This window comes from Streptomyces sp. NPDC053079 (assembly GCF_044546695.1).
Classification (GTDB): domain Bacteria; phylum Actinomycetota; class Actinomycetes; order Streptomycetales; family Streptomycetaceae; genus Streptomyces.
Window position 1 is genome coordinate 565,167 of record NZ_JBITZJ010000002.1, and the last position, 14,660, is coordinate 579,826.

Annotated in this window: 14 protein-coding genes; 6 read left to right on the top strand and 8 right to left on the bottom strand. The window is 69.5% G+C overall.

Features of this window, described 5'->3' with window-relative positions; translation table 11 throughout:
- The first annotated feature begins 118 nt into the window (after positions 1-118).
- A complete protein-coding gene (locus ACIGXW_RS09850) occupies positions 119-646 on the top strand; it encodes a PadR family transcriptional regulator (RefSeq protein WP_399571750.1) in 528 nt (175 codons plus the stop codon).
- 13 nt (positions 647-659) lie between these two features.
- Here ACIGXW_RS09850 and ACIGXW_RS09855 read toward each other — a convergent pair whose 3' ends face one another.
- From ACIGXW_RS09855 to ACIGXW_RS09875, 5 genes are all read right to left on the bottom strand, one after another.
- Positions 660-2,033 carry a DUF6177 family protein gene (locus ACIGXW_RS09855; RefSeq protein ID WP_399572498.1) on the bottom strand — a complete coding sequence of 458 codons (1,374 nt, stop codon included), beginning with the start codon at positions 2,031-2,033 and terminating at the stop codon, positions 660-662.
- A gap of 41 nt (positions 2,034-2,074) precedes the next feature.
- Positions 2,075-2,356 (bottom strand): hypothetical protein, encoded by a 282-nt coding sequence (locus ACIGXW_RS09860; protein ID WP_399571752.1) that lies wholly within the window; start codon positions 2,354-2,356, stop codon positions 2,075-2,077.
- 94 nt (positions 2,357-2,450) lie between these two features.
- Positions 2,451-2,888, bottom strand: a complete 438-nt coding sequence (locus tag ACIGXW_RS09865; protein ID WP_399571754.1) for a hypothetical protein — start codon at positions 2,886-2,888, stop codon at positions 2,451-2,453.
- 5 nt (positions 2,889-2,893) lie between these two features.
- Positions 2,894-5,146, bottom strand: coding sequence for a hypothetical protein (locus ACIGXW_RS09870; protein ID WP_399571757.1), 2,253 nt, complete (start codon positions 5,144-5,146; stop codon positions 2,894-2,896).
- Positions 5,143-5,517: a DUF6507 family protein gene (locus tag ACIGXW_RS09875; RefSeq protein WP_399571760.1), complete on the bottom strand. Its 375-nt coding sequence runs from the start codon at positions 5,515-5,517 to the stop codon at positions 5,143-5,145. The genes ACIGXW_RS09870 and ACIGXW_RS09875 overlap by 4 nt, the downstream gene beginning before the upstream one ends.
- A gap of 301 nt (positions 5,518-5,818) precedes the next feature.
- Here ACIGXW_RS09875 and ACIGXW_RS09880 point away from each other — a divergent pair, with 301 nt between their 5' ends.
- Genes ACIGXW_RS09880 through ACIGXW_RS09900 form a run of 5 tightly spaced genes read left to right on the top strand, consistent with a single transcriptional unit; the run spans position 5,819 to position 11,414 of the window.
- Complete coding sequence (locus tag ACIGXW_RS09880) at positions 5,819-7,444, top strand: ABC transporter substrate-binding protein (RefSeq protein WP_399571763.1); 1,626 nt, start codon at positions 5,819-5,821, stop codon at positions 7,442-7,444.
- A gap of 27 nt (positions 7,445-7,471) precedes the next feature.
- Positions 7,472-8,395, top strand: a complete 924-nt coding sequence (locus ACIGXW_RS09885; RefSeq protein ID WP_071964360.1) for an ABC transporter permease — start codon at positions 7,472-7,474, stop codon at positions 8,393-8,395.
- Positions 8,388-9,362, top strand: coding sequence for an ABC transporter permease (locus ACIGXW_RS09890; protein ID WP_399571765.1), 975 nt, complete (start codon positions 8,388-8,390; stop codon positions 9,360-9,362). Before ACIGXW_RS09885 ends, ACIGXW_RS09890 begins: the two co-directional genes overlap by 8 nt.
- 11 nt (positions 9,363-9,373) lie before the next feature.
- Positions 9,374-10,369 carry an ABC transporter ATP-binding protein gene (locus ACIGXW_RS09895; protein WP_399571768.1) on the top strand — a complete coding sequence of 332 codons (996 nt, stop codon included), beginning with the start codon at positions 9,374-9,376 and terminating at the stop codon, positions 10,367-10,369.
- Complete coding sequence (locus tag ACIGXW_RS09900; RefSeq protein WP_399571770.1) at positions 10,359-11,414, top strand: ABC transporter ATP-binding protein; 1,056 nt, start codon at positions 10,359-10,361, stop codon at positions 11,412-11,414. Before ACIGXW_RS09895 ends, ACIGXW_RS09900 begins: the two co-directional genes overlap by 11 nt.
- Positions 11,415-11,445: 31 nt before the next feature.
- Here ACIGXW_RS09900 and ACIGXW_RS09905 read toward each other — a convergent pair whose 3' ends face one another.
- From ACIGXW_RS09905 to ACIGXW_RS09915, 3 genes are read right to left on the bottom strand one after another with little or no spacing between them, the layout of a single operon-like run.
- Positions 11,446-12,531 (bottom strand): ABC transporter ATP-binding protein, encoded by a 1,086-nt coding sequence (locus ACIGXW_RS09905; protein ID WP_399571773.1) that lies wholly within the window; start codon positions 12,529-12,531, stop codon positions 11,446-11,448.
- 17 nt (positions 12,532-12,548) lie between these two features.
- Positions 12,549-13,574 (bottom strand): ABC transporter ATP-binding protein, encoded by a 1,026-nt coding sequence (locus ACIGXW_RS09910; protein ID WP_399571775.1) that lies wholly within the window; start codon positions 13,572-13,574, stop codon positions 12,549-12,551.
- Positions 13,575-13,600: 26 nt separating this feature from the next.
- Entirely contained in the window at positions 13,601-14,578 is a 978-nt protein-coding gene (locus ACIGXW_RS09915; RefSeq protein ID WP_399571778.1) for an ABC transporter permease, read from the bottom strand.
- Between the last annotated feature and the right edge of the window lie 82 nt (positions 14,579-14,660).

The following is a 14,660-nucleotide window of genomic DNA, read 5'->3' on the forward strand; positions in this document are numbered from 1 at the left end:
TCGGTGGCCGGATGCGGCCGTGCCGGGCGCCGACCCCCCGGCCGACATTCCAACTATGACATGTCAGTTGTGGACTGTCCACACTCGACATGTCGATTGTGGAGGGTAGAGTGGGGGCATGAGCCTGAGACACGCGATGCTGGGCCTTCTCGCGAACGAGCCGGCCAGCGGCTACGACCTGATGAAGAGCTTCGAGACCTCGCTGAGCAATGCCTGGCCGGCAACCCAGAGCCAGGTCTACGGGGAACTGGCCAAGCTCGCGAAGGCCGGCCTGCTGGAGGTCTGCGCGGAAGGCCCCCGCGGCCGCAAGGAATACGCCATCACCCAGGACGGCCGCGCCGAACTGCACCGCTGGCTCACCGAACCCCACCCCGACACCGCCCGCCGCAGCGAGGCCCTGCTCCGGGTCTTCTTCCTCAACCACCTCACGCCCCTGGAGGCGGTCACCTATCTCGTGGGCGAGGCGGAGCGCGCGGCCGGCCAGCGCGCGGCGCTGGCGGAGCTGGAACAGAAGGTCGACTGGGGCGACGACCCGCTGTCCGTCAACGGCCGCCTCGCCATCGAGTACGGCCTGCGCTTCACCGCCATGCGCGAAGAATGGGCCCGCTGGGCCGCCGAAGAACTCGAAAGGACCCGGGGGCGGTAAGGGCGTCGTCCCTTCAGTTCCCCGGGCTCACGTTGAGGTGCTCGGCCAGTTGCTGGAGGACCGTCCATGCCTGGGCGTCGGTGCCGTCGCCGAGGGGGTAGTGGAGGGCGGACCCGAGCTCTGCGGGCCGGAGGTCGAGCGGTGGGCGGCGGGCGTGCTCGAGGCCCACGCGGCGGACGTCCGGGGCGCCGAGGGTGAAGGAGAGGGGAACGGGCGGGGCCTCGAAGTGCGGGGGGACGGTGAGGTCGCGGCGGGCCCGGCGCAGGGAGGCCAGCATCGAGACGAGACCGTGCTCGTCGGCGAGCGTACGGGCGAGGGGCTCGATCGCGTCGAGCGGCGGCTGCTCGTCCTCGCTGTAGCCGAGGGTGAGGGTGACGTCCTCCGCGACGCCGTTCCCGGTGCGGGTGATGCGGTGGGTGGCGAGGGCGGGGCGGCCGGGCTGCCCGACGGCGAGCAGATGGGTGGGCTCGGGGGAGCGGTCGCGCGCGAGGTCGGTCAACTGGCCGGTCGACCAGGGGAGGTTGACGGGCTCGGCGGTGCCCCAGCCGGCGGGGGCGGTGCCGGTGAGCGCGGTCCACGCGGCCCCGAGGGCCCGGCCCAGGACGAGGTCGTCGGTGACCTGCTCGTGCAGCACGCGGAACGCGACGCAGAGCTGCCGTTCCGTGGTGGGCGTAGCGCCCGCGAACGCTTGGGCGACGGAGGCCTCGCCGCTCTCGTCGCGGACCGGCGTGAACGTTCCGTCCTGCCAGTGGAGCACGGCACCGGAGAGGCCGTCGTAGTAGCCGCAGCCGGGGTCCTGGACGACCCAGCGGTTGGGCGCACCGGTCAGCGCGCTGCGGAGCGGCAGGCTGAGGCGCACGTGGGGAGGGGTGACGATCTGCAGGGCGAGGCCGCCGGCGGTGACGGTGCGCAGGACCTCGGACAGCCAGGCGTTGAGGGCGATGACGGGCCGGTCGGCGAGGACGACGGCGGTGGAGCCGGTGAGCACGTCGACGGCGAGCTGCGCCTCGCCGGACGCCGGATGGGCACCCTCCGGCGCACGGGTCTCGACGACGTCGGTGGTGGCGACCCCCGGCGGCCAAACAGTGCCGCCGAGCAGTACGGTGAGCCGCCCGGCCACGGATCCGGCGAGCGGTGCGCCCTCGGGGAGGGCGGTGGAGGCCCGTATCTCGGTCCACCAGTACGGCGTCGGGGGCGCGCTGATGCCGTCACCGAGCAGACGCTCCGCCTCCCCGGGAACGTGGACGAGCAGAGGCGCCTCAAGAGAAACGAGCGGACTACCGTCCACCGCACACAACTGCACGACGGCCCCGTCCTGAACGCTCCCGACCTCCAGCTCGGGCCCGCCCGCGTACAGCCCGGCCACCAGCGCCTGGGAGGAGGGCATGTTGGGGGTGAGGGCTATGACGTCTTTCACGGGGCGTCCTATCAGGCGGTAGAGGTCTCTGGGCTGTTGGCCGTGAGCGATCTGTATGAGCTCCAGCTCACGTGGGAGCTGGGTGACGCCTTACCGGGCGCTGTTCTGGCCGCCTTTTCGGCGGCGTACTCCTGGCGGATCCGGGCATAGATCGCATCGATTTCGGCGTTGTATTCCGCTGCCTGCTCGGGCGTTCCGTCCTCCTCCGGATCACCGATGCCGAACTTCTCGCGGCATTCGTAGAACCACTCCGAGGTCATCCGCTGGCGCTTGGCCACCGGCGGATGAACCACGTCCGGCTTCTCGGTTCGGAGCTTGTCAGTGACGTTGGGCCGGAGCCGTCCTCGCTGATTCGGGGCAGAATCGCCTTCATGCCCCGCTTCGCACTCAGTCGGCGACGTCTTGTGCCTGGTAACCCAAGAGTCCAGCTGTATGCAGGGGCGGCAGCATCTGCTCCAGGTACCAGGGAATGTCGGTCATCTCTTCCGCTACCGCATGCTTTCTTCGGTTGATCGAGGGTGTGAATGAAACCTGTGTCCTATCCGCGAAGAAGAGCAGCAACCCGCCCGTCTCGGCTTCTTGGCTGTAGATGGAGATCCCCACCATGCGGCCATGGTTCCGCGGAGAATCGAGTCCATCGATGATCTCCGCGCCGGATTCCGGCGAAGCGCTCTCCCAGTCCAGATCGCCGTCCTCGTCCTCGCTGGCGTGCGAGATCCCGAGAGGCTCGACGGGGGACCAGCCCGACTGGGACAGAGCCTTCACCACGGACGTCACCGTGACGGGGCTTTGGAACGTGAAATCGATGTCTGCTGTGCGGGACAACTTACCTACTCCTTCGGGATTATTTTCCAGTTGTAGCCCTTCTTATCGAGCCACTTGACGATATTCTCGGGGATCTCCTTCTCGGAAATCAGCAAAAACTCCTTGCCGCGCTCAGCTGCGATGCGGCGCGCGTCGCCGAGGTTCGCCTTGAACTTGAGCATGACCTTTTCGTGCTGGTTGGCCCTTTCCCAGTACGCGCCGGACTTGGCTTCATACCAAGTCTTTGCGTCTTCCTTTCCTCCTGGGTAGCTGCCGTCGAACTCTCGTCCCCCTTCTCGGAAGGAGTCGCCTCCTCCGAGCTTCTCTTGGAGGTGTACTTCGTATTCTCTACCTCGTTTCTCTGCAAGCGCACCCTTCGACCCCGGATTTCCTGGCTGCTCGCCAGGTGCGTGACCGGGCCCGTGGTGCGTCTCGCCGCTGCCGGTCTCCCCGACTCCAGCTTGCTCGCCAGGCCCTTCGGGAGAGTGACCCGCGGGCGGGTGTCCGTCGTGGTGCGCACCGTCGTTGCCGTGAGCGTTGGCCGAGGTGCTGTCCTTACCGTTGCCGTGGCTGCCGTCACGCGGGGGCGGGCCGTCGTCTGCATGGCGCGGGGTATCGCGCTCGTGTGGAGGCGACGAGGAGTCGCCATGGCCGCCGTGGCCCCCGGAAGTGCGACCGGCCGTGCCGGAGCCCGGCGTGTCGTGGGCCGGGTGGACGGACCCGCTTTGCCCGCCACTCGTGCCTGGGACGTCGTGAGCGGCCGACGGCCCGCGTCCGAGGTCGTGGGCGCCGCCGCCCACCCCGTGACCCGCCCCGTGCTCCGCACCCCGCCCCGCCGAGGCCGAAACGTCGCCGTTGCGTACACCCGCGCTGACCAGCGCGCCGTCGTGCTGCGTCCGTGCCTCCGGCTGTCGCGCCGCCGCGGCGCGTTCGTCCGCCGAGAGTTCCTTCTTGACCTCGGACGCGGGCTGGCGCGGCCCGCCGTGCTCGTCGTACATCGCGCCGGTCTTCTTGTCGAGGTAGACGACCTTGTTCTCGTTGTCGAGGAACGGCACCGCGCTCTCCGGCAGATCCGCCGGCCGCTTCGGCAGATGGGCCGCCGCCTCGGCCGGCACCGTGAACGCCTCGTCCGCGATGCGGACCGTCGAGCCCACCCTCAGGTCCTTCAGCCCCGACATCAGGTCGCCGACCTTGACGAAGGCGACCTTGCCGGCCTTGCCGACGTACGTGATCGGGTCGACGATCCGGCCCGCCTTGCCCAGCACCGAGACCGTCTTGGCGACCGCGCCGCCCTTCGCCGCCGCGCCCGAGCCGCCGGTGAAGACGGTGGTGAGGACGTTGAAGGTGACGCCGCCGGCCGCGCGGGCCGGGTTTTTGCCCCACTGGTCGTAGGCGACGAGCGCCTTGCCGGTCTCCTTGACCGCCGTGCGGGAGTCGCGCAGCCACTTGGGCAGCTTCTTCTCGGGGGCCATCCAGTACGCGGCCGCCAGCGGCGTGGTGCTGATGACGAGTCCGGTGGACAGCTTGGCCAGGCCTGTCCACGCCTGGCCGGCCTTGTCCCAGCCCTCGGTGCCCACGAGCGTGCCGAGGCCCTTGATGGTGCCCCAGATGCCGTCGACGATGAAGCCGTCCCAGACGAAGCTCTTGACCTGGTGGCCCAGCCAGCGGATGCCGGTGTATTCGCGCTGCGCCATCGACCCCCAGGGCAGCTTCTCCGCGTGGTTGAGGTCGTCGGCCTTGTAGCCGTACATGTTCGGCTTGTGCGAGCCGTCATCGACGATGAGCGGCTTTCCGCCGACCAGGGCGACGATCTTGTCGTGGCAGGTGCGCTCGGCCGCCTGGAAGGCGGACACGGCGGCGTTGACCCCGCGGACCAGCTCGTTGTTGCGGTCGACCTTCTTCTTGTCCTTGCGCCAGTCGTCGTCGCCTTCGACGCTGCTCACGAAGTCGATGGCGTCGGACTTGAGGTTCTCGAGCCTCTTCACCAGCGGCTTGACCTCGCCCGCGTACGCGCTCAGAGCGGCGGTCACCTTCTCGAGGTCGTCCGCGAACGCGTCCGACTTGGTCGCCACCGGCTTGGTGGTGGCGAAGAGCTTGTCCGCCTCCGGTGCCTTGTAGCAGGCCGACAGTCCCTGGAACGTGGAGTGCACGGAAGCGCCGGAGTCCCGGAACAGCTTGGCGTCCGCCGCCAGTGCCTTGGTCTCGGTCTCGAGCGTGCCCAGATTTCCGGTGAACTGCGGTATGCCCGACGGGATGATGAGCTTTTCGTCGTCGCTCATTTCTTCCCCTGCCCGGGCATCTCTATCTTGGGCTCCTCAAGCGCCTTGCGGTGCGCGTCCTCGGCCATCTTCAGGTCGCCCTGGACGTATTCGTCGGTGGCCTTCTTCGCACCGTTCAGGGAATTGGCGGTGCGTTGCGCCACGTACGCCAGCTGCGACTGCCACTCCTTGCCGAACTCGGCGAGGGCGGCCCCGACCCGCCCCTGTGGGGCCTCGCCGCAGTACATGCCGCTGATGGTGCCCGCTGCGGCCGCGGCGGCCGGCAGGGACTTCTGCACCCCCTGGCCCGCCTTCGACAGCCCCTCCGCCGCCGTCGCCGCCCTGCCGAGCACGCCGTACACGGCGCCCGGCCTGATGTCCCAGCCCGTCACGTAAGCCCCCCTTCCCCCTGGTCCCGGTCGACCCATGGCCGGAACCCGTCACTCCGGTCTTCGGTGATCCCCTGTCACATCAGCCCCACCGAACCGCAATCATGTCTACAGAAAGCACGTTCGGTATGCAAACGTGTTCGCGCGTCGTGTCGGCGGATCGCCCCGCCCGCCTCCCCACCGCCCCCGCCGCTCGCGCATACGGGCGGTTTCTCGGCCCATGCGCCTCCGGAACGCCCCTACAAGTCACTCCATAAGGTGTTATTTGGGTCGGAGCGAGACGTAGGACCCGAGGAGGCACTCCATGCGTGGACGCACGCGCGCCACAGCCGCTCTCGCCGTCTGCGCGGCCGGGGTCGCGCTGACGGCCACCGGATGCGGCGGTGGAGGGGGCGGCAGCGGCGCGGGGGTCGTGCGGGCCTCGTGGGGGGACCCCCAGAGTCCGCTCGAGCCCGCCAACACCAACGAGGTGCAGGGCGGCAAGGTCCTCACCATGATCTTCCGCGGGCTGAAGGAGTACGACCCCAAGACCGGCGAGGCCAGGAACATGCTCGCCGAGAAGATCGACAGCGCCGACCAGCAGACCTTCACCATCACCCTCAAGGACGGCTGGACGTTCAGCAACGGCGAGAAGATCACCGCCAAGTCCTTCGTCGACGCCTGGAACTACGCCTCCGTGGTCGGGAACAAGCAGAAGAACGCCTCCTTCTTCCAGGACATCGAGGGCTACGACAAGGTCCACCCCGCCGCCGGCTCCGCCACCGCCAAGACCCTCTCCGGCCTCGTCGTCAAGGACGACCGCACGTTCACCGTCAAGCTGCGCACCAAGTTCTCCACCTGGCCCGACACCCTGGGCTACGCCGCCTACGCGCCGCTGCCCAGGGCGTTCTACGACGACCACGCGAACTGGCTGAAGAAGCCCGTCGGCAACGGGCCGTACATGATCGACTCGTACACCAAGGGCTCCTCGATGCGGCTCAGCCGCTGGGAGGGGTACCCCGGCGAGGACAAGGCGCAGAACGCCGGCGTGGAACTGCGCGTCTACACCGACAACAACACCGCCTACACCGACCTGCAGGCCGGCAACATCGACCTCGTCGACGACATCCCCAGCGCCCAGCTGAAGAACGTCAAGAACGACCTCGGCGACCGCTACATCAACCAGCCCGCCGGCATCATCCAGACCGTCGTCTTCCCGATGTACGACCCGAACTGGTCCCGGGCCGGGATGGAGAAGGTCCGCCGGGGGCTGTCCATGGCCATCAACCGCGATCAGATCACCGAGCAGATCTACCAGAAGACCCGCACCCCGGCCACGGACTGGACCTCACCGGTGCTGGGGGAGAAGGGCGGCTACAAGGCCGGCCTGTGCGGCGACGCCTGCACGTACAACCCCGGCGAGGCGAAGAAGCTGATCCAGGAGGCGGGCGGGCTGCCGGGCGGCAAGGTCACCATCACCTCGAATGTCGACACCGGCTCCCACCGGGTGTGGATGGACGCCGTCTGCAACAGCGTCAACAACGCACTGGGCAACGACAAGGCCTGCACGGTCAACCCCGTCGGCACCTTCGCCGACTTCCGCAACCAGGTCTCCGAGCAGCGCGTGGCCGGCCTCTTCCGCTCCGGCTGGCAGATGGACTACCCGCTCGCCCAGAACTTCCTGCAGCCGCTCTACTACACCGGCGCCTCCTCCAACTACGGCAAGTTCAGCGACGCGCAGTTCGACAAGCTCGTCGACGAGGCCAACACCGAATCCGACACCGAGAAGGCCATCGGCAAGTTCCAAGACGCGGAGAAGATCCTCGCCGAGCAGATGCCGGCCATCCCGCTCTGGTACCAGAACGGCAGCGCGGGCTACTCCGAGAGCATCGGCGACGTGGAGCTGAACTCCTTCAGCGTGCCCGTCTACGAGCGGATCACCGTCAAGTAGGCCCGTCCCAGAAAGGCCCTGGTCCTCATGGGACGGTATGTGATCCGGCGGCTGCTCCAGATGATCCCCGTGTTCATCGGCAGCACGTTCCTGATCTTCTTCATGGTCTACGCCCTGGGCGACCCCGTCGCCGCCCTCTTCGGCGACAAGGCCCCCGACCCCGCGACCGCCGCGCGCATCCGCAAGGACCTCTACCTCGACGCACCCCTTTGGAAGCAATACCTCCACTACATGGGGCAGATCCTCACCGGGAACTTCGGCACCGCCTTCAACGGCCAGGACGTCACCGAGCTGATGGCCGACGCCTTTCCGGTGACCCTGCGCCTGACGCTCGTCGCCCTCCTCTTCGAGATCGTCATCGGCATCACCCTCGGCCTCCTCAGCGGACTGCGGCGCGGCCGCTCCGTGGACACCTCCGTCCTGCTGGTCACCCTGATCGTCGTCTCCATCCCGACGTTCGTCAGCGGCTATGTGCTGCAGTACCTCTTCGGCGTCAAATGGGGGGTCGTCTCCCCGTCCGTGTCGCCCGCCGCCCCTTTCGACGAGCTGCTCCTGCCGGGCGTCGTGCTCGCCCTGACCTCGCTGGCCTACGTCACCCGCCTGACGCGCACGTCCATCGCCGAGAACTCCCGCGCCGACTACCTCCGCACGGCCGTGGCCAAGGGCCTGCCGCGCCACCGCGTCATCACCCGGCACCTGCTGCGCAACTCCCTCATCCCCGTCGTCACCTTCATCGGCACCGACATCGGCGCCCTGATGGGCGGGGCCATCGTCACCGAGCGGATCTTCAACATCCACGGCGTCGGCTACCAGCTCTACCAGGGCATCCTGCGGCAGAACTCGCCCACCGTCGTCGGCTTCGTGACCGTCCTCGTCATCGTCTTCCTGGCGGCCAACCTGATCGTCGACCTCCTGTACGCCGTGCTCGACCCGAGGATCCGCTATGCCTGAGCTCGATCCTTCCGACCCCAACGCCACCATCACCCCCGCGGGCGGCGGGGCGATGTCCCTGGCCACCAGCGACGCCGAGACGCTCGAAGGCGGCCCCATCCCCGGCGGCACCGCCAGCGGCAAGGCCCGCAGCCTGTGGTCGGACGCCTGGCACGACCTGCGGCGCAACCCCGTCTTCATCGTCTCCGCGCTCGTCATCGTCTTCCTGGTGCTCATCGCCGTCTGGCCCGGCCTCATCGCGAGCGGCAACCCCCTCAGCTGCGACCTGTCCAAGGCGCAGGAGGGCTCCCAGCCCGGCCACCCCTTCGGCTACGACGCCCAGGGCTGCGACGTCTACACCCGTACGGTCTACGGCGCGCGGGCCTCCATCGCCGTCGGCGTGTGCGCCACGACGGGGGCCGCACTGCTGGGCAGCGTGTTCGGCGGGCTGGCCGGGTTCTTCGGCGGCTGGTGGGACGGGCTGCTCTCGCGGCTGGCCGACATCTTCTTCGGCATCCCGATCATCCTGGGCGGGCTGGTCTTCCTGTCCATGGTCACCAGCGGCTCGGTGTGGCCGGTCGTCGGCTTCATCGTGCTGCTGGGCTGGCCACAGATCTCCCGCATCGCCCGTGGCGCCGTGGTCGGCGCCAAGCAGCACGACTACGTCCAGGCCGCCCGCGCCCTGGGCGCCGGCAACAGCCGGCTGCTGCTGCGGCACATCGCACCCAACGCGGTGGCGCCCGTCATCGTCGTCGCCACCATCGCGCTGGGCACCTACATCGCGCTCGAGGCCACCCTCTCCTTCATCGGCGTCGGGCTCAAACCCCCCACCGTCTCCTGGGGCATCGACATCTCCAACGCCTCCAACCAGATCCGCAACGCCCCGCACATGCTGCTGTGGCCGGCGGGCGCCCTGAGCATCACGGTGCTCGCGTTCATCATGCTCGGCGACGCGGTGCGCGACGCCCTCGACCCCAAGCTGCGCTGAGGAGAAGGCGGATGACAGAGCGACAGCCGGCACTGCTCGACGTGCGCGACCTCTACGTGGAGTTCCGCACCCGGGACGGGGTGGCCAAGGCCGTCAACGGCGTCAGCTACTCCGTCGGCGCGGGCGAGACCCTCGCCGTCCTCGGCGAGTCCGGCTCCGGCAAATCAGTGACCGCGCAGGCCGTCATGGGCATCCTCGACAGCCCGCCCGGCCACGTCACCGGCGGCGAGGTCCTCTTCCGGGGCAAGGACCTGCTCACCATGGGCGAGGAGCACCGCCGCCGGGTGCGCGGCGCCAAGCTCGCCATGATCTTCCAGGACGCGCTGTCCTCGCTGAACCCCGTGATGACGGTGGGCGCGCAGCTCGGCGAGATGTACGAGGTCCACCAGGGCATGACCCGCAAGGACGCCCGCGCCCGGGCCGCCCAGCTGATGGACCGGGTGCGCATCCCGGCCGCCGGGGACCGGGTGCGGGACTATCCGCACCAGTTCTCCGGCGGCATGCGCCAGCGCATCATGATCGCGATGGCGCTGGCCCTGGAGCCGGACCTGATCATCGCGGACGAGCCGACGACGGCCCTGGACGTCACCGTCCAGGCCCAGGTGATGGACCTGCTCGCCGAGCTGCAGCGCGAATACAACATGGGCCTGATCCTCATCACCCACGACCTGGGCGTGGTCGCGGACGTCGCCGACAAGATCGCGGTGATGTACGCGGGCCGGATCGTGGAGACCGCGCCCGTGCACGAGCTGTATGCCGCGCCCGCCCACCCGTACACCAAGGGCCTGCTGGACTCCATCCCGCGGCTCGACCGGAAGGGCCGGGAGCTCTACGCCATCAAGGGCCTGCCGCCCAACCTCACCGCCATCCCGGCCGGCTGCCCCTTCAACCCGCGCTGCCCCATGGCCCAGGACATCTGCCGCACCGACCGGCCCCCGCTCTTCACCGTCGCCCCCGGCCGCGCCAGCGCCTGCCACTTCTGGAAGGAGACGCTCGATGAGAGCTGACGGCGAGGCGATCCTGGAGGTACGGGACCTGGTCAAGCACTACCCGCTGACCCGCGGCGTGCTGATCAGGAAACAGGTCGGCGCGGTCCACGCCGTCGACGGGGTCTCCTTCGACCTGCGGCCCGGCGAGACCCTCGGCATCGTGGGGGAGTCCGGCTGCGGCAAATCCACGGTCGCCAAGATGCTCGTCAACCTCGAACGCCCCACCGCGGGGGAGATCCGGTACAAGGGCGAGGACATCGCCAAGCTGTCCCGCCGCGCCCTGAAGACCGTACGCCGCAACATCCAGATGGTCTTCCAGGACCCGTACACCTCGCTCAACCCCCGCATGACCGTCGGCGACATCATCGGCGAGCCCTACGAGATCCACCCAGAGGCCGCGCCCAAGGGCAGCCGCCGCCAGAAGGTGCGGGACCTCCTCGACGTGGTCGGGCTCAACCCCGAGTACATCAACCGCTACCCCCACCAGTTCTCCGGCGGCCAGCGGCAGCGCATCGGCATCGCGCGCGGACTGGCGCTGCGCCCGGAGGTGATCGTCGCGGACGAGCCGGTCTCCGCGCTCGACGTCTCCGTGCAGGCGCAGGTGGTCAACCTGCTGGAGCGGCTGCAGCGGGAGTTCGAGCTGTCGTACGTGTTCATCGCGCACGACCTGTCCGTGGTGCGGCACATCTCGGACCGGGTGGCGGTGATGTACCTCGGCAAACTGGCGGAGGTCGGCACGGACGTCCAGATCTACGAGCACCCCACCCACCCCTACACCCAGGCCCTGCTCTCCGCCGTGCCCGTACCGGACCCGGCGGCGCGCGAGCGGCGCGAGCGCGTGCTTCTCTCCGGCGACGTGCCCTCCCCGGCCCACCCGCCGAGCGGCTGCCGCTTCCGCACCCGCTGCTGGAAGGCCAAGGAGAAGTGCGCGCTGATCGTGCCGCCGATCGAGGTCCCCGACTGGTTCCGCGAGGGCGGCGGCCCGGAGGCGCACGCCTCGGCCTGCCACTACGCGGAGGAGCGCCGGGTGGTGCCTACGGAACCTGGCGGTTCCGGCGATTGAGGACCGGGGTCCGGGGCGGAGCCCCGGGGGGTCAGTCGTCCTCGGCGGCTCGCAGCGCCGGGTCCAGGATGATCTCCGCGTCCCGTTCCACCGTCGGCGGCTCCGGGAAGTGGCACGCCGACAGATGCCCCTCGCCGCTGCCCTCCGCACGGAGCAACGGCGGCTCCTGCGTCGCGCACCGTTCGCGCGCCTTCCAGCACCGCGTCCGGAAGCGGCAGCCGCTCGGCGGCCGGATCGGCGACGGCACATCACCGGCCAGCCGAATCCTCCCCCGGCTACCGCCGGGAGGTGCCCCCACGCGGCCGGGGCCATCGGCGTCGTCGAGGTCCGCCGCCTCCGGTACGGCCGAGAGCAGGGCGTGCGTGTACGGGTGGCGGGGGCGCTCGTAGATGTCGTCGCGCGCGCCCACCTCCACGATCTTGCCGAGGTACATCACCGCCACGCGCTGCGAGAAGTGCCGTACGACCGCGAGGTCGTGGGCGATGAAGAGGAACGCGATGCCCAGCTCGCGCCGCAGCCCGTGCAGCAGGTTGACCACCTGCGCCTGGATGGAGACGTCGAGCGCCGAGACCGGCTCGTCCGCCACGATCACCTTGGGCTCGAGCGCCAGCGCCCGTGCGATGCCGATGCGCTGGCGCTGGCCTCCGGAGAACTCGTGCGGGAAGCGGTTGTAGTGCTCGGGGTTCAGGCCCACGGTCTCCAGCAGCTCGCGCACGCGTGCCTCGCGGCCGCCCGCCGGGGCGATGCCGTTGATCTCCATCGGCCCGGAGATGATCTTTCCGACCGTCTGCCGGGGGTTGAGCGACGAGTACGGGTCCTGGAAGATCATCTGGATCTCGGAGCGGATCGGGGCGAGCCGTCGGCGGTCCGCGTGAGTGATGTCCTCGCCCTCGTAGAGGATCCGGCCGGCGGTCGGCTCCAGCAGGCGGGTCAGCAGCCGCCCGGTGGTGGACTTGCCGCAGCCCGACTCGCCGACCAGGCCGAAGCTCTCACCGGCCCGTACGGCCAGGTCGATGCCGTCCACGGCCTGCACGGCGCCGACCCTGCGCTTGACGGGGAAGCCGCCCATGATGGGGAAGTGCTTGGTCAGGCCCTCGGCGACCAGGATGTCGGTCATGGCTCTCGCTCCGCTCGTCAGCCCAGCCGGGGCTTGATCTGCTCGGTGAAGACGGTCCGTTTGCGTTCCGCGCTCAGATGGCAGGCGGCGCCGCGCCCCTGCGGCAGCTCCGGCCGCTCGGTGCGGCAGCGGTCCCCCTCCACCTCGGCCGTGTAGCCGCAGCGCGGGTGGAAGGGGCAGCCGGGCGGCGGCGCCAGCAGGCTCGGCGGCGTGCCCGGGATGGGCAGGAGCGGCTCCCCGACGTCCGAGGACAAGCGGGGCATCGAGCCCAGCAGCCCCCAGGTGTAGGGATGCCGGGGCTCGCGCAGCACCTCGCGGACCGTGCCGCGCTCCACGGCCCGGCCCGCGTACATCACGAGCAGCTCGTCGGCGGTGTGGGCGACGACGCCGAGGTCGTGGGTGATGAGGATGATGGCCGAACCGGTCTGCTGCTGGAGGTCCTTGAGCAGATCGAGGATCTGGGCCTGGACGGTGACGTCCAGCGCGGTCGTCGGCTCGTCCGCGATGAGCAGCTCGGGGTCGCAGACCAGCGCCATGGCGATCATCGCGCGCTGGCGCATGCCGCCGGAGAACTGGTGCGGATAGTCGTCGGCCCGCAGCGCGGCGTTGGGGATGCCGACCTTCTCCAGCATCTCGATCGCCCGCAGCCGGGCGTCCCGCTTGGAGGCGCCGGTGTGCTTGCGGAAGGGCTCGGCGATCTGCCGGCCGACGGTGTAGTACGGGGAGAGCGCGGTGAGCGAGTCCTGGAAGATCATCGCCATCTTGTCGCCGCGCAGCTTCTCCAGCACCGGCTCGGAGGCCCCGGTCAGCTCCTGGCCGTCCAGCACGATCTCGCCGCGGATCTCCGCCTGACGGGCCTCGTGCAGGCCCAGCACGGCGAGGCTGGTGACCGACTTGCCGGAGCCGGACTCGCCGACGATGCCGAGCGTGCGGCCGCGCTCCAGGCCGAAGGAGAGGCCGTCCACGGCCCGTACGGTCCCGTCCTCGGTGGCGAAGCGCACGTACAGGTCCCTGACGCTCAGGAAGGGGGTGGAAGGGGTCACGGTCGCGGTCTCCTGACGGGTGACGGCTAGGCGAGCCGCACGCGCGGGTCGATGAAGGCGTAGGCGGCGTCGACGACGATGTTGGCGACGACGATCGCCGTGCAGCCGACGAGCATCACGGCCATCAGGGTGGGCAGGTCCGTCTCGCTGACCGAGGAGACCGCGAGCCGGCCGAGCCCGTGCAGGCTGAAGGTGAACTCGGTGATGATCGCCCCGCCGAAGAGCGAGCCGAGGTCGATGCCGAAGATGGTCACGATCGGAGCCATCGCGCCCCGCCAGGCGTAGCGGAAGAAGACCGTGCGCCGGGAGAGGCCCTTGGCGCGCGCGGTGCGCACATGGTCCTCGGCGAGCTGCTCGATCATCTGGGAGCGGGTCATCCGGCTGTAGTTGGCGATGAAGATGATGGAGAGCACCAGCCAGGGGATGAGCATGCCCGTGAACCACTTCACGGGGTTCTCGGTGATGGGGTGGTAGGCGGGGTTGTCCATCCAGTGCAGGCCGCTGACGAGGACGGCGAGGGCGACGACGCCGACGAAGTAGATCTGCAGGGCGCCGCCGATCAGCGACAGGGAGCTGAAGAACTTGTCGATCCACGTGCCCCGGTAGGCGGCGGCGATCATGCCGATGCCCACGCCGACGATCAGGAAGACGGTGGCGCCGCCGAGGGTGATGGACAAGGTGGTCGGGAAGCGGTCCACGATGGTGCCCCAGACCGGCTGCTGGTTGGAGAAGGAGTAGCCGAAGCAGGGCGCCGGGCAGTGGCCCACGGAGAAGTCGCGGCCGGTGAAGATGCCCGTCATGTAGTGCCAGTACTGGACGGGCACCGGCTGGTCCAGGCCCAGGTTCTTGTTGATGACCGCCAGCGCGTCCGGGGTGCAGTTCTTCCCGCAGGACATCAGGGCGGGCTCGGAGGGCAGCGCGAAGAAGAGGAAGAACGTGATCGCGCTGATCAGCAGGACGATGACGATCGCGCCGAGGGAGCGGCGGGCGAGGAATCTCAGCATGGTTCTTCCGGGTGGCGTCTTCCGGTCGGCGGGCGTCCGGGGCGGGTGGGGTGACCGGGCCGGGCCCACGCGCGGCCCGGCC